The sequence below is a fragment of the Clostridiales bacterium genome (assembly GCA_015243575.1).
GTDB lineage: Bacteria > Bacillota > Clostridia > Peptostreptococcales > Anaerovoracaceae > Anoxybacterium > Anoxybacterium hadale.
Window position 1 is genome coordinate 1703720 of record CP042469.1, and the last position, 17989, is coordinate 1721708.

A 17989-nucleotide genomic window follows, 5' to 3' on the forward strand; every position below is an offset into this window, starting at 1 on the left:
CGCCTCCATTTAAATGAAGGCGCTAAGATTGATCTGTTTTTTAATAAATTGATGCTCACTTGGTATCCTCCTGAGATCGTTCCTTCTTTTTCTATTTTGATTTTACGTCATAATAGATCTGGTCTGTGAATGCCTCTGCATCGTTGGTTTTTAGATATCCAATGCTCTTAAGCTCCTGAACAAAGTAAAGAACATCTCCTCTTACATTGGTCCCTGCAGCCTGTTCCTCAGATGACGGATAAGCATAGCTCTTGATCAGTCTGACAGCAAGGTCTTTGTCATCTATTGCCGAATATTTTTTATCCCCTATTATTTCAACGGTTTCTTCCGGGTTTGCTGCAATCCAAGCCTGGGCCTTATTATATGCGCGAAGGATCGCGGCAACTTTTTCAGGATCGTCCTTCAGCACTTTTTCCGAAGCGTATAGGAAGCAGCAGTATTTTCCTGCAAAGGTGGGATCTGTGGAAAGATCAAAGATCAACTTAAATTCACCCGATTCCTCTGCAATGGAACCCAGAGGATCCCACAACGCAGCTACATCTGCATCACCGTTTCGAACTGCCTCAAGCTCCAGATTTCCATCGGAATAAGGCAGGAAGGTAACCTCATTGTCCTCCTGGCGCGCAGATATGCCTGCTTTTTCGAGCCATACACTGGCAACCTGATGAGGCGTTCCGCCAATTTCATCAACAGCGATTTTCTTGCCCTTCAGGTCATCTACTCCGGAAATTGGTGAATCCTTGGCAACGACAAACTTGATACAACCATCATGCAAACCGTCAACCACCTTCACCTTGACACCTTCCTCAATCGATGGGAAGAATTGAAAATCTCCGTTTACAATAGGAATATTACCGTTGTTCAAACCGATTTTTCTGGTTTCCGTATCGGCAGAAATCAGGTTGACATCAAAGCCCTCTTCTGCAAAGAAGCCCTTCTCAAAGGCTATGTAGATGGGTGCACCGCAAAGAGCACCATCCTTGCCTGGGATATCAATCTTTCCGTATTTGAATTGAGGTTCTTGTGCATCAGGAGCGGAAGAACCAGCTCCTGTATTCGCCTTTGTACCGCAAGCAGTCAAAGCCACAGTCAGGGATAGTACAAGCACTGCCGCCTTGAAAAAATTCGAGACACGTTTCGCGTTCATAATTCAGTACACTCCTTTTCGTTCATTCATTCCGAAAAAAAAATCAAGCAAGAGAGCGGCAAATGCCGGAATTCTTACTTGATCTCTGATTTTTTCGGTCAATCATAGTATTTCCATATGAATAATATGTATTAAATTTAACATGTAATATTGAATCTGTCAACACCTTTTCATAACTTTTTTTCAGATAGGTAAGCAAAACATAAGGTTATTTCGTGCTGTTTATACTAGTTTTCCAGACTCCATAAAAAGGGTTCTGCCGCAGTATTCCGAAGCCTCCGCTTCATGGGTTACCATCAGCACCGCGGTTCCTCTTTGAGCCACTGATGCAAGCAATTCCAGTACCTCTTTCGTTGTCTGAAGGTCCAAATCAGAAGTCGGTTCATCGGCAATCAAAAGTTCTGGCGATAGGATCAACGCCCGTGCAATGGCTACTCGTTTCAACTCTCCTCCAGAAAGCTGAGCAGGATACGCCTTTACAAGATGGGAGATTCCTACCTGCTCTAAAAGAGCAGCAGCCCGCTCAGACGGCTCGCCGTTTCTCTTATTTAAAAAAAATGGCAGCCTTAGATTATCCATTACGGTCAGATTTGACAGAGCACTCTGCCCCTGAGGAACATAACCCAGCCTCGAATTTCTTAGGTAGGAATACTTCTGATCGTCCAGCTCAAAAACATTTTGACCATCCAGGAAAACCGAACCTCCTGTGGGTCTTAACAGACCTGTAATGAGATTCACCAGCGTGCTCTTACCACTGCCAGACCGCCCCCGGATAGAGACAAATTCCCCTTCAGACATGGCAAAGCTTACTTCATCTACAGCGCGAAAGGTTCCCCTTCCTCTTTTATATTCTTTGGTCAGTTGATTTACCTCAAGCAGCATCCCTATTCCCCCTCTCTCATAGTTGCATGTATCTCATTTTTCACAATGCGGTACGCCGAAAATACCGAGGCAGCAGGCCCGGCTGCGCCGGTGAGCAGAAAACTCAACATGGACAGAAGCGCAATCCATTGGGGGGATGGCAGCACAAACGGAAGATTCAACTTCAGAGAAATCAAGTTGCCGAAAGGAAAGAGAATAAGAAATGCCAGGATCAGTCCAATCAGAGAACCTCCGGCACCGATGAGGGCAGCCTCCCCGAAAATGAGCTGCATCAGCTTTCCTTTGGTTGCCCCTAATATTCTGAGCACTGCGATCTCCTTTTTCCTCTCATGGACAGAGAAGGTAAATACAACGGAAAGAAGGGCCGCAGTCAGTACCCAAAGCATCACGGAGAAAACCTTTACATAAACGATGAATTGTTTGATATGATCTGCTGCTGTAGTCAAAATTGTCCGAGACGCCACCACATCCGCCTTGATCCCTGCTTCTCTCAGCCGGTCCACGATGGTATTGTTGATCACCGGCGCATCGTAGCCGTCTTCTGCTTTGACCATAACGGCAGAAATAGAGTCCCCATTGTTGAATCGATAGTTAATTCCTTTTTCCCTTGCATGATCCAGAACGTTCTGTGCCGTATCAAAATTCATGAATACAGAGGTGTCAAATCCCATTCCGGTTTCCTCCAGCCGCCCTGCAACCACATACTCACAACCAAAAAACTTCAGGGTATCCCCCACTTTGTTATCCAGTTTAGAGCCGACCACAAGTTCCCCTTTCTCCAAGTCCTTTTGCAGCTGGCCCGAAATCCAAGGAGCGATTACAAAATCTGTTTTCGGTTCATAGCCAATAAGCTGCACCTGATAGGAACAACAGTCTGTGGAAAGGGACGTGATGAAGAACTGTGGCGTTGTTTTGACAATTCCATCGATTCCGGAAAGAATCTTTTCCGTATCTTTTCCAAAATAGAAGGTACCCGGCTCCCCTCTTAAGAGAGCGCCTTCAAACTTGGCCTGGTTTCCGTCGGGGACCACCATAAAATCCGCTCCCAGACGCTGCCGCATACTGTCCAGTCCCCCTCTGAGACTTGTGGTGAGAATCAAGCCCGAAAAGAGTGTAAAGGATAAAACTGCCACCAGCCCCATAAGACAAGAGGTACGAACCGCTTTCTTTTTCAGATTGCAGCGGGCGATCGTTAAAATTCCGAGTCTCTTCCGGTTTCCATTTGGGCTTTGCTTCTGCTGGCTCATTGTTCCTCCCGGCTTGATACATCGTTGCTTTTCTGATCCATTTCCTCGGTGTTTTTTGTGTTCTGACGAATGAGGTAAATACTGTTAACGACGGATACGATTATTACCAGGAGACTGATGACCAAAATAGAAGGGGCCGCAATCGCGTGACAATTCATGCCCGGCATGGCGCATACCCCAATCAAAACCGTTGGGACTGACGCCGCCAAGATCCCAGTCAACCCCGCTCCGATATGAAGTCCCAGTCTGATAGGTAACGAAGAAACTAAGATGGAAATGACACCCAATACAGCAATGAGAAGACCAATTCCGATTTCAGCACGCGCAGTCCAATGGCATTTCATGAAGTCATCTCCCATGGCTTCGCAAACCTTAAAAAGATATGTTGGACCTAATGAGATCAAAAGACCTGTTACGAGAAAGAAAAGACCTGTGATGATTCTGTTTTTCATAATAAACCTCCTAAATTTTTCACCCTAACTGATCTCCGATTGTTTCGGTCAATTAATTCAGGATATTCATATATGATTAATATGATATTATGATGCTAATTTAACATGTTCTGTTTCAGGTGTCAATTCTATTTTGAAAATTATTTTTTCTTTCAATAATGACTTACGTTGTACGTCAACCCTTTCTATAATAAAACCTCAAGTTAAGACGGAAGCTTTTCTATTTCGCATTCAAAACATAATAAAAAGACACACCAAACTGTCCGTACAGGCAGTCCGGTGCATCTATTACTTTTGTGCAATTTCCAGAATCAAACATACTTTCTCATATACTTCAACGCGTTCTTTTCCAGTCTGCTGACCTGAGCCTGGCTGATGCCGATTTCGTCGGCAACCTCCATCTGGGTCTTACCTTCAAAGAAACGCATGGTCAGGATGTGCTTTTCCCTGCTGGTAAGCTTTTTTAATGCTTCCTTTAGCGAGATGTTCTCCATCCATTTTTCGTCGGTATTTTTCGTATCCTTAACCTGATCCATCACGTAGATTGCATCTCCTTCGTCATGGAACACGGGCTCAAACAGTGATATGGGATCTTGGATAGAATCGAGAGCGAGGACCACCTCTTCTCTAGGCAGATCAAGATCCTTTGCAATCTCCATAATGGTGGGCTCCCTCTGCAATTCCCTAGAAAGTCTTTCCTTGGACTGCAGTGCCTTATAAGCCGTATCGCGTAGGGAACGGCTTACCCGAATGGAGTTATTATCTCTTAAATATCTTCTGATTTCTCCCACGATCATCGGCACCGCGTAGGTTGAAAACCGAACATTGTGGGATGTATCGAAATTATCCAGTGCCTTGATTAGGCCGATACAACCGACCTGAAACAAATCATCCGGATTTTCTCCTCTATTGCTAAAACGCTGTATTACGCTTAAAACCAAACGCAGATTTCCTCTGATAAACTCGTCTCTTACCTCATTATCTCCCCCTTTAATTTGATCGATCATTTTTTTCATTTCGACGTCTTTGTACACTGGCAGCTTCGATGTATTTACGCCGCAGATTTCTACTTTGCTAGCCATGAATAAGGACCTCCGCTTTCTGTCTTGCCCCCCTAAGCAGCATATTAGCGCAGTATCGGGATCAACCGATGCTATCCATTATTCTTAACATTCGAGCCTCTTTTTATTCTGTTATTCCTGCTTTTCTATCCCAACTTTTTGATTTCTTTTCTCAGCCTGCCGATGATCTTTTTTTCAAGCCGTGAAATATAGGATTGAGAAATGCCCATCTTATCAGCCACCTCTTTCTGTGTCATTTCTCGGCCGCTGATCAGACCAAAACGCATCTCCATAATTTGTTTTTCCCGGTTGGAGAGTTTCTTTAGTGCATAGACCAGCAGATTTCTGTTGACCTCTTCCTCGATATGGTTATAGACAATATCATTGTCCGTCCCAAGAATATCAGAAAGCAAAAGTTCATTTCCATCCCAGTCTATGTTTAACGGCTCGTCAAAGGAAACCTCACTCTTTGTTCTGCTGCTTCGGCGAAGATACATCAGAATTTCATTCTCAATGCAACGGGAAGCATAGGTGGCGAGCTTAATATTTTTGTCCAGATTGAAGGTATTAACCGCCTTGATCAGACCGATTGCTCCAATGGAGATCAAATCCTCCACGTTGACACCTGCATTCTCAAATTTCTTGGCAATATAAACCACAAGGCGCAGATTTCTTTCAATTAGAATCGTCTTGGCATCCTCATTGTTGAGCGCCAGCTCTTCCAGTAAGATCCGCTCCTCATCGGGAGCAAGAGGCGGAGGCAATACGTCGCTGCCCCCTATGTAAAATATTTCATCCGGCTTGTGACTCTTTAAGATCAGAACAATCCTCTCTCTGATTTTGATCGCCGACAGCTGCAGTTTTCTTCCGTTTTGAATTGTAATTTCCAATATTGTTCTAAGCATTGCAAGCAATTCCCCCTTCCAATAGACTTGGATGCAAAAGGATGGAACAGTCCTCGCAGGACCGATCTCCTGTAAACAACCCCCTGTTGACTGCTAAAACCGCACCTTCAGAGACCACTGAGGACCTATCTCTTTCACTGCAGTTATGTATATTGATTCGGATAAAATCCGTACGTATCCCAATAAAATATCCCTTACCTTCTCCTACGGTTCGGTAGGGAATCAGCCTGATTCTTGTAGCATAACTACTGTTCATCAGCTTCGCATACATGTGTTCTGTTTGGTTTCCCTGCAAGATTTCCTGAAGGATTTCATCAGGGAACAGCTTTTGTGCTCCTTTCTCATTAACTAGAAAAACTGGTTTACCCGATACCGGATCAGCCAGAAAGTTGCCGGTATCAACAAGTCCTCTCAAGGTCTCCTTCTTTCCTTCCATAGAGATTTCCACATCAGCATAGATTCTTTCTCTTATCATTCTCCCCTTAATAAATCCAGTAAAAAGGTGAAAGATTCCATAGGTCATCAAGCATCCCAACGTAATATAAACATAGCCAAAGCCATTCATATAAATGGAACTGTTTTGTGTTACCCCTTGGATCCCAAGAAAATACATGAGTCCGATGGTGATGCCCCCCATGGCAAAGCTGATCAGATAAAAGACCAGTGTAATTCTCCCAAACCGACGCAGTGTTTTCGGCTGAAATACAATAAAAACCAGTCCAAAGGAGAAGGCAAACTTCGAAATTAATGCCAGCAGGGGATGGAGCGAATCCCAAAAAAGGATGAATGAGTAGATTCCGCAAAGGATGCTTCCTAATACCAGAAACAGTTTTTTACACTGTATTCCGGAAATCCCGGCCGTAAGCAGAAGAATCAACCCTCCTGTAAGCGCGTTTTCGAGGAACAAATATTCTGCATAGATTACCACATGAAAAAACCCCCTTGCCGCTATAATCTATTTCATGATTATAGTGCCCAAGGGGGTAGTTTTTTGTCAAAAGTGAATGTCGATTCGTATTTTATTTTACAGCTTTTTTCGCTGTTTCAGCCAGCTGGGTAAATCCTGCCGGATCATAAATAGCCATTTCTGCGAGCATCTTTCTGTTAATTTCAATACCAGAAACCTTCAGTCCATTCATCAGCTTGCTGTAGGACAGGCCATTCATTCTTGCGCCTGCGTTGATTCTGGCGATCCAGAGTCTTCTGTACTCTCTCTTCTTGTTCTTTCTTCCAACGTAAGCGGAACGCAGGGATCTCATTACAGCAGGGTTAGCCGCTCTGAAGATCTTGCTCTTTGCGCCGTAGAAACCCTTCGCTAATTTTAATATTTTCTTATGCCTTTTCTTGGCATTTAATCCTTTTTTAACTCTTGCCATTTTATCTTTCCTCCTATATTAGCTTGCCCCATTTGTGGGACAAATGATCGGCTCTTACACGTTCAATACGGACTTGATTCTCTTGTGATCTGCACTGGTAAGAAGTGTAGCTTTTCTTAAACCTCTTTTTCTCTTGGCAGTCTTCTTTGTAAGAATGTGGCTCTTGTATGCCTTATTTCTCTTTACTTTGCCGGTACCGGTCAACTTAAATCTTTTGCTTGCTCCTCTATGAGACTTCATTTTTGCTTTTGCCATTCTAAACTTTCCTCCTAATAATTATCGAGTATTCCTTTTGACGTAGATATTTATCGTCTTGACCCGTTATTTATCCGTTTTTGGGGCTAAAATCATGATCAAACTTCTACCTTCAAATTCAGGCTTCTTTTCAATAACACCAACTTCAGATATTACTTCGGCAAATTTGGCCATAACAGCCTGCCCTTTGCTTGCATAATCCTTTTCTCTTCCCTTAAAACGAAGGCTTACTTTAATTTTGTCGCCTTCCTTCAGGAATTTTTTAGCGTTATTGGCTTTCACCACAAGATCGTGCTCTTCAATAAAAGTGCTAAGGCGAATTTCCTTCACCTGCGTGATCTTCTGCTTCTTTTTGGCTTCTTTTTCTTTCTTCTGAAGCTCATACCTGTATTTTCCGTAATCAAGAATCTTGCAAACAGGCGGTTTTGCTGTCGGAGCAATATTAACAAGATCCAACTTTTTTTCAAAGGCCAGATTCAATGCTTCATCCAGGCTTATAATGCCCAATTGTGTTCCGTCGCTGTCGATTACTCTTAATTCTTTATCACGAATTTCTTCGTTGATCTGATTGTCCTTGCTAATGATTAGCACCCCCCAAAAAAATTAAAAAAGCGGACATCAGTACCCGCTTCAAAAACAGATCATTAGCAGTGATCCAGTTTCCTATTAACCCTATCAGCCAATACCGGTAAGGTGAGAAGCGGTTTACTTCTTCTTTATTACTGTGATATAGTAACATTTTGAAATCATCTTGTCAACAAAAACTATATATCTATATTTTTTGTTAATGATCAGACCTCGTTTGGATTAGGTTGTCATAATGTAGTTTTACTCGCTTTCATCACTTACAGCCTTCTGCAATATCAAAAACTCGCACACCATTTCCCCCTGAGACAGATCAATGAAAATCTTCAGAATTTTTCATGTGTTTGCACTCTTTTTCCTCATTGATTCCTTGCGCTTTCTATTATATGATAACTTTAGTATTTATTATATTTTATCACATTTTTATTTTGCGGGAAACATGAGCAGGAATCTTTGATTCCATCATTTCCATATTGATATGAGGAGTAGCAAAACATGGCAAACGGCAAAAATGCCCTTTCCGACCTTTCAATCGATGAATTGATTCCCATCCTCGACAGCATCAGTGATGCGATCTTTATCGACGACGCCCAGGGTTTTACGATCTGGATCAACAAGGCTAGCGAAGAGCTATATAAAATCAAACGCAAAGACATTATAGGAAAACATGTTTCTTTTCTGGAAAGCGAAGGAATCTTCACGCCCTCTGTTGCCAGGCTGGTTATGGAGCAAAAAAAGGAAATAACGATCATACATGAGAATAAAGATGGAAAGCGGCTGCTGACCACAGGGATCCCCATCGTTGACGCAAAGAATAAGATGAGCAAAATCATTACAACGACCCATGACATCACAGAGCTTATCAATCTGCAAAATGAACTGGAAAGCGTACAGAACAAGCTATCTGGACTCAATGCACAGGAAGGCTTCAGTGATATTATTGCAAATAGTCCTTCAATGTACAACGTGATCCAATTGACCCGGAGACTTTCCGATGTAGATTCCACTGTTTTGATCACTGGAGAATCCGGTGTGGGCAAAGGTGTTATTGCCAAGCTGGTTCATGAAAATGGAAACCGCAAGGAATTTCCTTTTGTCAAGATAAATTGCGGGGCAATTCCGGAAAACCTCATTGAATCAGAACTCTTCGGGTATGAGAGCGGTGCCTTTACCGGATCAAGAAAAAACGGCAAAAAGGGCCTCTTTGAAACAGCGGAAAAAGGAACGATCTTTTTGGATGAAATCTCTGAGCTGCCTCTGAATCTTCAGGTCAAACTGCTTCAGGTCATCCAAGAACGCGAAATTACCCGGGTTGGAGGTGTGGAAAGCATACCCATCAACGTCAGAATTATTTCAGCCACAAACAGGGACCTTCTCGCACTTGTTCGTCAGGGAAAATTCAGAGAAGACCTTTATTATCGTTTAAACGTAGTACCCATCAGCATTCCCCCGCTGAGGGAGCGGCCAGAGGACATCATACCTATGATTCGTATCTTTCTGAACCAGAACAATAAGAAAATGAAGGAGCATAAGGAGATTGATTCCAAGGCCATAGCAATTTTGATGAAATATCCCTGGCCGGGAAACGTCAGAGAACTTCAGAACATCATTGAGCGCCTAATGATTACAACAAAAGGGACAAATATTCATCCTGAAAACCTGCCGAGTTTTATTATAGAATCAGCCAGCATTCCCGAACCTGCTGCATCTGCGGAGGGAAAAAGCCTAAAGGAAGCCCTTGACCACGCAGAAAGAGAAATTCTGCTGAAAGCCGCCGAAAAACACAAGACAACAAGAGCCATAGCCAAGGTTCTTGGTGTCAGCCAACCAACAGTTGTGCGCAAGCTCCAAAAGTACCATCTCACAGAGAAGGTTGAAATATCAGATCTTTAAGCAGTCAGAGAACGGGGTAATATCACGTTGTGAAAATTGATACAAATCAGCATCACCGATTCATTTTTGTATCAATAGATCGACATTGAAATTTCAATGTCTTTATACTATTTGTCCAAAATCTGCAAGCCATTTGATTCTTTTTTGAATCAAATGGCTTGATCATTCTATGAGATACCATTTTTGGGGTGATTCCCTGCTTTAATCGTTATCTTTTTTATCCAGTATTTTCAATGAGTTACGGCCATCGATAATAATCTTACCAATTATTTATACTTTTGGCATAATCATTGCATAATAATGTTATTGTTAAGAAAATCATTATATTCTAAAGGAGGAATGTAGAAGATGTCAGTAAATTACGCAGAATATGTAGCAGGTTTGGTTGCCAAAGGACATGCTGCTCAGAAGATCGCAGAAGGCTTTTCTCAGGAAAAAGTCGACCAGTTGACAGCAGCAGTTGCTTATGCATTAACTCAGCCTGACGTTGCTCTTAAATTTGGTGAAATGCTTGTTGAAGAATCCGGAATGGGTATCCCAGCAGACAAGCAAGCCAAGATGTTTGGTAAAGTTAAGGGTTCATATTATCAGATGAAGGGACAAAAGTCCGTAGGTCTGGTTGAAGTAGATGAAAAAATGGGCATGGAAAAGTATGCGAAACCCATGGGCGTTATCGGTGCGATCATCCCCGTTACAAACGGAGAAGCCACTCCAGTTGTTAAGTCTCTCATGGCTCTTAAAACAAGAAATTCCATCATCCTTGCTCCCCATCCAAAAGCAAGAAACACAAATTGGGCAGTTACAGAAATGATCAGAAGCGTATTAAAGAAATTTGATGCTCCGGAAGATCTTGTTCAGGCAGTAGGCCCTGATTTTGTAAGCATTGAAACATCCGGCGAACTGATGAAGCAGGTAGATTTCATCCTTGCAACAGGTGGTACTCCCATGGTTCGTCAGGCATACTCCTCCGGAAACCCAGCAATCGGTGTTGGAACCGGAAACGTAGTAACCATCGTTGATGGAACTACCGATATGGACGACGTTGCTGCACTGATCGTCAGATCCAAGACATTTGACAACGCCACCTCCTGCTCCACAGAGAACAATATTATTGTTTTCGAAGAGTGCTACGACGCATTCGTAGAAGCAATGGCGAAAAAAGGCGCTGTTCTGTTCAAGGACGGATCCGAAGAAAAGGCAAAATTGCTTAAAGCAATCTGGCCCGAAAGCCCAGCGAACCATGATCTGAACAGACACATCGTGGCTCAGCCAGCTGCTAAAATCGCTGAAATGGCTGGAATCGAAGTTCCTGAAGGAACAAAGATGCTGATGGCTGAAGAAAACGCTGGATTTGGTAACGAATTCCCCTTCACTGGTGAAAAGCTCTCCCCTGTTGCCGGCGTTAGAAAAGCAAAAGATTTCGACGATGCAGTAGAAAAGATGATGAGCATTCTTGATTATCAGGGCAAAGGACACAGCTGCGGTATCCATACCACAATTGATGAAAGAGTAACCAAACTCGGCGAGCTCGTTCCTGTTTGTAAAGTCTGCGTCAACGCTCCACAGTCTCTGACAAACAGCGGTTCTTGGACTTCCGGATTCCCGATGTCCATGACCCTTGGCTGCGGTACTTGGGGACACAACAGTATCTCCCACAACGCTACTTGGAAGGATCTTCTGAACTTCACTTATGTTTCAAGACCGATTCCTTCTTATCAGCCAAAAGATGAAGATCTGTTCGACGAAGAAATCAGAAACGCATTTAAATAACCCCAATTTTGGGGAGGCGGTTTAATAACCGCACAATAACTCACTCAGGATTACACAACCACTCATGCAGCGGGGCTGCTTGCCAGCAGCCCCAACCATTATATTCTTAAAAGGAGATAATACAATGTCAAACATTAAAGAACAGGGCTTGAAATATAACCTTTACTCCTGGAGTGCTCAGAAAAAGATTAATCCTATGGTAGTATCCAAAGCAGAAGGCATTTACTTCTGGGATGAAGACGGAAAGAAATACTTCGATATGTCCGCTCAGCTCGTAAACTCAAACTTAGGCCACGGTCATCCAAAACTCATCCAGGCAATTAAAGACCAGGCTGAAAAAATGGCTTTCATGGGCCCTGGATACTCCGTTGACGTTCGTTCCGAAGCAGCGCAGAAAATCGTTGAATTATCCGGTCTTGAAGGTGCTAAGGTATTCTTCACAAACGCTGGTGCAGAAGCGAATGAAAATGCAATCAAATTTGCCAAAGCTTACACTGGAAAATGGAAGATTTTTTCCGCTTACAGAAGCTACCACGGCGCTACCTTTGGAGCAAGTGCACTGACAGGTGAACCAAGAAGATTTATTGCAGAACCAGGCGTTCCCGGCTTTATTAAATTTGACGGCCCCTATGCTTACAGAGCTCCAAAAGCCTGCAACTTCAAGTCAGAAGAAGAAGTAACAGAATTCTACCTTGAATTGCTGGAGAATCAGGTGCTGTATGAGGGACCAGATCAGATCGCTGCAATCTTCTTTGAAACAGTTGTAGGTTCCAACGGCATTCTGATTCCGCCTAAAGGATACTACGAAGGAGTAAGAGCACTCTGCGACAAGCACAACATCGTGCTCGTATTTGATGAAGTAATGGCTGGATTCTACAGAACTGGATCAGCGTTTGCATTCCATCAGTTTGGTGTTAAGCCAGATCTTGTGACCTTCGCAAAGGGTTCAACCTGCGGATATGTTCCACTGGGTGGCGTTATCTTATCCGAAAAGATCGCTGCGACCTTCGACGAGAAGAAGATGTTCAACGGACTTACTTACAGCGCTCATCCAATGGGCTGCGCTACAGCAATTGCTACAATTGATGCATATAAAGAAGAAAAAATCGCTGAAAATGTAGCTGCTCAGGGCAAAGTTCTTGCTGAAATTCTTGATGAATTTGAAAAGAAGCATGCATGTGTAGGACAGGTAAGACACATTGGACTATTCAGCTGCGTTGAACTTGTTAAGAGCAAGGAAACACGTGAAGCGATCGTACCTTTCAACAACGACAAAGAAGGCCTCATGCCTAAAATCGTCGGTATGCTGAAGGTTGAAGGCTTCTCCACATACTCCCACGAGAACATGGTTCTGGTTTGCCCTCCTCTTAACATCACAGAGGCAGAATTAAGAGAAGCAATGGCAATTCTGGATAAGGTTCTTGATTCTGTAGACAACATGATTAAATAAATCGGTTACGCAACCTGCGTCCGATAACAGATTGCGAACAGTAATCTATGAATAATTAAAAACCCCTTGCCCGATTCAGTATCAGGCAAGGGGTTTTATTCATCAAGAATCAGAGAAATGTCTATAAATCAGAAAAATGCCTCTAGATCAGAGAGATGTCTATAGATATCGGAAAACTCCTTTTACCAGTCCCAGTATCTTAACATCGCTCACAATAATTGGGCTCATCAGCTGATTTTCCGGCTGAAGTCTGAAATGTCCTTTTTCACGATAAAAGGTCTTTACTGTCGCTTCGCTTTCAAAGCCGTCGATCATAGCAACAACGATATCTCCGTTGTTTGCCGTATTCTGTTGATGTACCAAGATATAATCACCATCCATGATTCCAGCTTCAACCATGCTTTCCCCTTTAACGGTAAGCATAAAGTTGTTTCCTTTGGAAAGGAAACGGGAGGGTACGGGTATGGTATCGTCAATATTCTGATCCGCGAGAATCGGTGTTCCCGCTGCGATCCTGCCTACCACAGGAATATCAATAACATCTCTTCGTTCCAAATTTTCTGTTTGTGGAAGAACGGATGAAGCCTTTACGGAGGCAGCTTCATTTTCAGATTCTGGATCAATCACCATCAGTGCTCTGGGCTTTGATGGGTCTTTCTTGATATACCCTTTCAATTCCAGGTTTTCCAGATCCTTATGAGTGGTTGAAGTGGATTTAATCCCCAGTGCAGTGCACATCTCTCGAACAGTAGGCGGATATCCCTTCCTTTTTATTTCTTCTTTCATATATGTGAGTATCTTTCGTTCACGATCCTTAAGCGGTTCCATAGATATTCCCTCCTAACACGATTCAAATATAGTCAGCACAGCTTTATTCGGCTTACTTTGTTTAACATACGGCTGTTCATTACACAGCGATTCAGACAATTATCCCACCGCTTTTACGAACATACTATCACATTTTCGCCCCGATGTAAACAGATGTTCCTCATTTTGTTCGCCCGACAAATATTTCTGTCGCATATGTTGCAGCAGCGATTCAAACAAACCTTGCAGGTATCGCATTCAACAGAACTAGATGATCCTACTCAAAAACAATTGAAAACGCAGCAAAGACTTTTTGCTGCGTTTTTGCTTTTCCCGTTCATTTATTTCAGCAAGCAACCTATTCATAAAGGCATTTTGAAAGCCGTGTGAACATTTGATCGCGGTATTTTATGATTTCCTCGTCCCTCCCGTCGGAATAATCGTAAAATCCTGCACCGCTCTTGACCCCTAGCCGGTTCTGGTCAACGCACTCCCGGAGCAGTCCAAAGCTTTCCTTGGCATCGGACAAGTCTTCAAAAAGATAGGATGCGATGTTCTGAAAAATATCCAGTCCTCCTAAATCAGAGACTTGAAAGGGACCAAGGCATGCGTAGCGCAAACCCAGACCATATTTCATTACATCGTCTATCGCTTCTGCACTCGCGATGCCCTGCTGCTGGATATGGAGACACTCCCGAAGAATGGCCAGTTGGATTCGATTGAGCACGAATCCCGGTGCATCCTTTACAATCACAGGTTTTTTCTTCACTTTAACCGCAATATCCCTGACGATTTCGGCACTTTCGTCTGTCGTATATGCTCCCTTTATTACCTCAATCAAAGGAATAATGTGCGGAGGATTAATCCAGTGCATCCCAAGGAACCTGCCGGGATTGAACACTGATTCTGCAATTTTTGTGATGCTAAGACCGGAGGTATTGGTCGCAAGGATTACATCCTCATCGACGATATCGGAAATCTCAGCCCAGAAATTCTGTTTCACTTCCATCCTCTCGAGTATGGCTTCCACCGCAAAATCAGCTTCTTTAAAACAGTGGATATCCGCTGAGTATTCGATCCTTCCAAGGAGCTTTTCCGACTCTGCTTTGGAGAGAATCATTTCAGTGACTTCTGTTTCCTGATTCAATGCGATCAACTTCTTTGCTTTTGATAAAGCTTCGGGGAAAAGATCATATAACGTGACCTGATAGCCAAATTTTGCAAAGGTCGCAGCCATGGAAGCACCCATGGTTCCAGCACCGGCTATCACAATTTTCTTTATCTCTCTCATGATACTTACCCTTATTTCTATTACAGCATCGGCTTCAGATCAGAACTGACTGTCAGTTCACAACCCGTTGCTTCTCTGATCTGCTCCAGAGTGTAATCCGGATGCAGTTCCTTGAGCAATACACCTGACGAAGTAATCTCCATCACGCCCATCTCAGTGATGATGAGATCAACCACGCCGACAGCAGTATAAGGCAGTGTGCACTCTTTTAGAATCTTGTGTTTCCCTTTATTGGTATGCTGCATTGCGATGATTACTTTCTTTGCACCTACCACCAGATCCATGGCACCGCCCATCCCAGGGACCATTTTCCCCGGTACAATCCAATTTGCGAGATTCCCATGCTCATCAACCTCCAGGGACCCTAGAATCGTTGCATCCACATGCCCTCCCCGAATGATTCCGAATGAGGCAGCGCTGTCAAAAAAGCAGGCACCGGGTTTCACTGTAACATATTGGGCACCGGCATTCACAAGATCGATGTCCTCTTCTCCCTGTATTGGAGCGGGTCCCAGACCAAGAAAGCCATTTTCTGACTGAAAGGTGATATCTACGCCTTCGGGGATGAAGTTCGCTACCATGGTAGGCAGACCGATCCCAAGATTTACAACATCTCCATCCTTGAGTTCCTTCGCCACTCTCGCAGCTATGATTCCCTTTATATCTGCCATGGTTTTTCACCTCCCACGATTGTATCGACAAAAATACCTGGCGTCACCACATGATTGGGATCAATCTCCCCAACCCTTACGATGCTGCATGTCCCCACGATAACGTGATCTGCCGCAGTGGCCATCATCGGATTGAAGTTTCTTGTGGCTTCGTTATAGACGGTGTTGCCGAACTCATCGGAAACAGATCCTCTGATCAGGGCAAAATCAGCTTTCAGAGGCAGTTCAAGCAAATAATCTCGTCCACCTGCATGGATGACTTGCTTCCCTTCGGCAACAATGGTTCCCACACCTGTCGGTGTCAGAAAACCACCCAGCCCTGCGCCTGCTGCACGAATCCGCTCCGCCAAAGTACCCTGTGGTACCAGAATGCAGGCAAGCTTATCCTCTTCATTTTCTGAATTCATTCGCTGTGCCACTTCAGGGTTTAACCCCACGTGAGATGCAATCAGCGTTTTAATCTGTCCATTGCTCAGGAGCTTTCCAACCCCTCTTCCGGGAACACCTGCATCGTTGCAGATCACCGTCAGGTGCTTAACACCTTTCGCCGCCAGCGCATCAATGAGGATTTCAGGGGCTCCTGTTGCCATAAAGCCCCCAACCATGATCACTGCACCATCTTTTATCGGCTCTACCGCTTCTGCTGCGGTTTTTATTTTATTGATCATAACGACCTCCTTCTCCGCTTCCGATTATAAGGGAAGCGCTGATCCGTTACTATGAAACCTATTTGCTGGAAAGCGCTCCCAGCAACCTGGAAACGCTTTCCGTTATGATGAAATACTGTCTATACCACTCCAAAGGATCCGAGAATGATGATCGCGATCACAGCAAACGTGGGAATTACAACAGTACACATTCCGATATTTGCATAGCACTGCTTATGGGTCATTCCGGTGATACCAAGAAGCGTTATAACAGCACCATTATGCGGAAGCGTATCCAGACCTCCGCAGGCTACAGATGCAACTCGGTGAAGTACTTCGGGACTGATTCCCTGTTCTGCGGCACGTGCCATAAAGGTTTCACTGAAGGTCTCCAGCGCAATGCTCAGCCCACCTGATGCCGAGCCGGTGATTCCTGCCAGCACCGAGGACGAAATTGCCTCACCAATCAAAGGGTTAGCAGATATGCTTGTCATTCCTGCCGCAACGATGCTGAAGGCAGCAAGACCTTTAATAACATTTCCATACCCTACCTCAGATGCTGTATTCATGATGGCCAGGAAGGAACCCTGAACACCCTCTCTCAGGCATCTGCGGATATCATCAAAGCGCTTATAATTCAATCCGATGGCCAGAAGGACTCCGACGATCAGGGAGATAATCAAGCTCCAGCTTCCCAATACCGCGGTAAGGGTTGTTTTATAATCTGTTTCGAGATAAGCCGCATCAATATTGGGAAATACCTGTTTTGACAGGATGAAGTTGCCTACAAGAACGAACAAAATGGGCAGTATTGATACGGTAAAGGAAGGAAGGTTCGTCGTATCGGTGCCATGAAGATGAGAATCTCCATGTTCACCGTAGCCCTCTCCCAGCGCTCTTGCCTTGGTCAGCCGTGAAGTCAGCCAGAACATTCCGCCTAGCAGCATAATGACTGCAGCTACTATGCCGAGAATCGGTGCGGCAAAAGCGTCTGTTCCAAAATATTTCATGGGAATCGCATTCTGAATCTGCGGTGTTCCAGGAATTGCAGTCATCGTGAAGGTAAAAGCACCCAATGCGATGGCGGGAGGCAGAAGCCTCTTAGGAATATCTGCTTCCTTGAACAAAGCAGCGCCGATGGGGTAAATGGCAAAGGCCGCAACAAACAGAGATACCCCCCCATAGGTTATGATTGCACAAGATAAAACAACAGCCCAGATTTCCTTTCCTTTCCCTATTTTTTCAGATATAAATACGGCGATGGACTTTGCTGCTCCCGAATCATCCATCACCTTGCCAAACAAAGCGCCCAGCAGGAAAATTGGAAAATAATTCTTTACGTAGTTGGCCAGATTCACCATGAAGCTCTCAGTATATGTAGCAAGAAGATGAACGCTGCCCCCGTCGAAAATTGCGAAGGCAGCCGCCAAAAGCGCCAGAAGTGGCGCCAAAATAATGACGGACCAGCCTTTATAAGCAAGATACATTAAAAGTCCTAATGAAATGATAATACCAATAACACCTAACATGTCCTGTTTTCCTCCTATTAT

18 protein-coding genes are annotated in these 17989 nt (G+C 44.0%); 3 read left to right on the forward strand and 15 right to left on the reverse strand.

What is annotated here, in order from left to right; genetic code table 11:
- Positions 1 to 91: 91 nt before the first annotated feature.
- The 10 genes from FRZ06_07450 to FRZ06_07495 form a co-directional block, all read right to left on the reverse strand.
- Positions 92 to 1147 (reverse strand): ABC transporter substrate-binding protein, encoded by a 1056-nt coding sequence (locus FRZ06_07450; protein ID QOX63191.1) that lies wholly within the window; start codon positions 1145 to 1147, stop codon positions 92 to 94.
- A 222-nt stretch (positions 1148 to 1369) separates the two neighbouring features.
- A complete protein-coding gene (locus FRZ06_07455; GenBank protein ID QOX63192.1) occupies positions 1370 to 2035 on the reverse strand; it encodes an ABC transporter ATP-binding protein in 666 nt (221 codons plus the stop codon).
- Complete coding sequence (locus FRZ06_07460; GenBank protein QOX63193.1) at positions 2032 to 3276, reverse strand: FtsX-like permease family protein; 1245 nt, start codon at positions 3274 to 3276, stop codon at positions 2032 to 2034. Before FRZ06_07460 ends, FRZ06_07455 begins: the two co-directional genes overlap by 4 nt.
- Complete coding sequence (locus tag FRZ06_07465) at positions 3273 to 3728, reverse strand: DUF4418 family protein (GenBank protein ID QOX63194.1); 456 nt, start codon at positions 3726 to 3728, stop codon at positions 3273 to 3275. The genes FRZ06_07460 and FRZ06_07465 overlap by 4 nt, the downstream gene beginning before the upstream one ends.
- Before the next feature lie 311 nt (positions 3729 to 4039).
- Positions 4040 to 4810, reverse strand: a complete 771-nt coding sequence (sigG, locus tag FRZ06_07470; GenBank protein ID QOX63195.1) for an RNA polymerase sporulation sigma factor SigG — start codon at positions 4808 to 4810, stop codon at positions 4040 to 4042.
- Positions 4811 to 4935: 125 nt separating this feature from the next.
- Positions 4936 to 5694 carry an RNA polymerase sporulation sigma factor SigE gene (sigE, locus tag FRZ06_07475; GenBank protein ID QOX63196.1) on the reverse strand — a complete coding sequence of 253 codons (759 nt, stop codon included), beginning with the start codon at positions 5692 to 5694 and terminating at the stop codon, positions 4936 to 4938.
- Positions 5687 to 6649, reverse strand: a complete 963-nt coding sequence (locus FRZ06_07480; GenBank protein ID QOX63197.1) for a hypothetical protein — start codon at positions 6647 to 6649, stop codon at positions 5687 to 5689. Before FRZ06_07480 ends, sigE begins: the two co-directional genes overlap by 8 nt.
- Before the next feature lie 64 nt (positions 6650 to 6713).
- Positions 6714 to 7070, reverse strand: coding sequence for a 50S ribosomal protein L20 (gene rplT / locus FRZ06_07485; protein QOX63198.1), 357 nt, complete (start codon positions 7068 to 7070; stop codon positions 6714 to 6716).
- A gap of 54 nt (positions 7071 to 7124) precedes the next feature.
- Positions 7125 to 7325 carry a 50S ribosomal protein L35 gene (gene rpmI, locus FRZ06_07490; GenBank protein ID QOX63199.1) on the reverse strand — a complete coding sequence of 67 codons (201 nt, stop codon included), beginning with the start codon at positions 7323 to 7325 and terminating at the stop codon, positions 7125 to 7127.
- 66 nt (positions 7326 to 7391) lie between these two features.
- Positions 7392 to 7916, reverse strand: coding sequence for a translation initiation factor IF-3 (locus tag FRZ06_07495; GenBank protein ID QOX63200.1), 525 nt, complete (start codon positions 7914 to 7916; stop codon positions 7392 to 7394).
- A gap of 489 nt (positions 7917 to 8405) precedes the next feature.
- Here FRZ06_07495 and FRZ06_07500 point away from each other — a divergent pair, with 489 nt between their 5' ends.
- The 3 genes from FRZ06_07500 (at position 8406) to FRZ06_07510 (ending at position 13023) form a co-directional block, all read left to right on the forward strand.
- Entirely contained in the window at positions 8406 to 9803 is a 1398-nt protein-coding gene (locus FRZ06_07500; GenBank protein ID QOX63201.1) for a PAS domain-containing protein, read from the forward strand.
- A gap of 348 nt (positions 9804 to 10151) precedes the next feature.
- Positions 10152 to 11573: an aldehyde dehydrogenase family protein gene (locus tag FRZ06_07505; protein QOX63202.1), complete on the forward strand. Its 1422-nt coding sequence runs from the start codon at positions 10152 to 10154 to the stop codon at positions 11571 to 11573.
- 124 nt (positions 11574 to 11697) lie between these two features.
- Positions 11698 to 13023, forward strand: coding sequence for an aminotransferase class III-fold pyridoxal phosphate-dependent enzyme (locus tag FRZ06_07510; protein QOX63203.1), 1326 nt, complete (start codon positions 11698 to 11700; stop codon positions 13021 to 13023).
- A gap of 159 nt (positions 13024 to 13182) precedes the next feature.
- On the opposite strand, the gene lexA is transcribed toward FRZ06_07510, so the two are convergent.
- The 5 genes from lexA to FRZ06_07535 form a co-directional block, all read right to left on the reverse strand.
- Positions 13183 to 13851 (reverse strand): transcriptional repressor LexA, encoded by a 669-nt coding sequence (lexA, locus tag FRZ06_07515; GenBank protein ID QOX63204.1) that lies wholly within the window; start codon positions 13849 to 13851, stop codon positions 13183 to 13185.
- A 337-nt stretch (positions 13852 to 14188) separates the two neighbouring features.
- Complete coding sequence (locus tag FRZ06_07520; GenBank protein QOX63205.1) at positions 14189 to 15121, reverse strand: 3-hydroxyacyl-CoA dehydrogenase family protein; 933 nt, start codon at positions 15119 to 15121, stop codon at positions 14189 to 14191.
- A 20-nt stretch (positions 15122 to 15141) separates the two neighbouring features.
- Positions 15142 to 15792, reverse strand: coding sequence for a CoA transferase subunit B (locus FRZ06_07525; protein ID QOX63206.1), 651 nt, complete (start codon positions 15790 to 15792; stop codon positions 15142 to 15144).
- On the reverse strand, positions 15780 to 16460 hold the full coding sequence (locus FRZ06_07530; GenBank protein QOX63207.1) for a CoA transferase subunit A: 681 nt from the start codon (positions 16458 to 16460) through the stop codon (positions 15780 to 15782). Before FRZ06_07530 ends, FRZ06_07525 begins: the two co-directional genes overlap by 13 nt.
- Positions 16461 to 16579: 119 nt before the next feature.
- Positions 16580 to 17968, reverse strand: a complete 1389-nt coding sequence (locus FRZ06_07535) for a GntP family permease (protein QOX63208.1) — start codon at positions 17966 to 17968, stop codon at positions 16580 to 16582.
- Between the last annotated feature and the right edge of the window lie 21 nt (positions 17969 to 17989).

Bases quoted from the DNA above. Each gene is read 5' to 3' on its own strand.
- FRZ06_07460 (QOX63193.1), bottom strand. From the start codon at position 3,276: ATGAGCCAGCAGAAGCAAAGCCCAAATGGAAACCGGAAGAGACTCGGA.
- FRZ06_07465 (QOX63194.1), bottom strand. From the start codon at position 3,728: ATGAAAAACAGAATCATCACAGGTCTTTTCTTTCTCGTAACAGGTCTT.
- rpmI (QOX63199.1), bottom strand. From the start codon at position 7,325: ATGGCAAAAGCAAAAATGAAGTCTCATAGAGGAGCAAGCAAAAGATTT.
- FRZ06_07535 (QOX63208.1), bottom strand. From the start codon at position 17,968: ATGTTAGGTGTTATTGGTATTATCATTTCATTAGGACTTTTAATGTAT.
- FRZ06_07505 (QOX63202.1), top strand. From the start codon at position 10,152: ATGTCAGTAAATTACGCAGAATATGTAGCAGGTTTGGTTGCCAAAGGA.
- FRZ06_07500 (QOX63201.1), top strand. From the start codon at position 8,406: ATGGCAAACGGCAAAAATGCCCTTTCCGACCTTTCAATCGATGAATTG.
- lexA (QOX63204.1), bottom strand. From the start codon at position 13,851: ATGGAACCGCTTAAGGATCGTGAACGAAAGATACTCACATATATGAAA.
- FRZ06_07450 (QOX63191.1), bottom strand. From the start codon at position 1,147: ATGAACGCGAAACGTGTCTCGAATTTTTTCAAGGCGGCAGTGCTTGTA.
- FRZ06_07520 (QOX63205.1), bottom strand. From the start codon at position 15,121: ATGAGAGAGATAAAGAAAATTGTGATAGCCGGTGCTGGAACCATGGGT.
- FRZ06_07510 (QOX63203.1), top strand. From the start codon at position 11,698: ATGTCAAACATTAAAGAACAGGGCTTGAAATATAACCTTTACTCCTGG.
- sigE (QOX63196.1), bottom strand. From the start codon at position 5,694: ATGCTTAGAACAATATTGGAAATTACAATTCAAAACGGAAGAAAACTG.
- FRZ06_07530 (QOX63207.1), bottom strand. From the start codon at position 16,460: ATGATCAATAAAATAAAAACCGCAGCAGAAGCGGTAGAGCCGATAAAA.
- sigG (QOX63195.1), bottom strand. From the start codon at position 4,810: ATGGCTAGCAAAGTAGAAATCTGCGGCGTAAATACATCGAAGCTGCCA.
- FRZ06_07525 (QOX63206.1), bottom strand. From the start codon at position 15,792: ATGGCAGATATAAAGGGAATCATAGCTGCGAGAGTGGCGAAGGAACTC.
- rplT (QOX63198.1), bottom strand. From the start codon at position 7,070: ATGGCAAGAGTTAAAAAAGGATTAAATGCCAAGAAAAGGCATAAGAAA.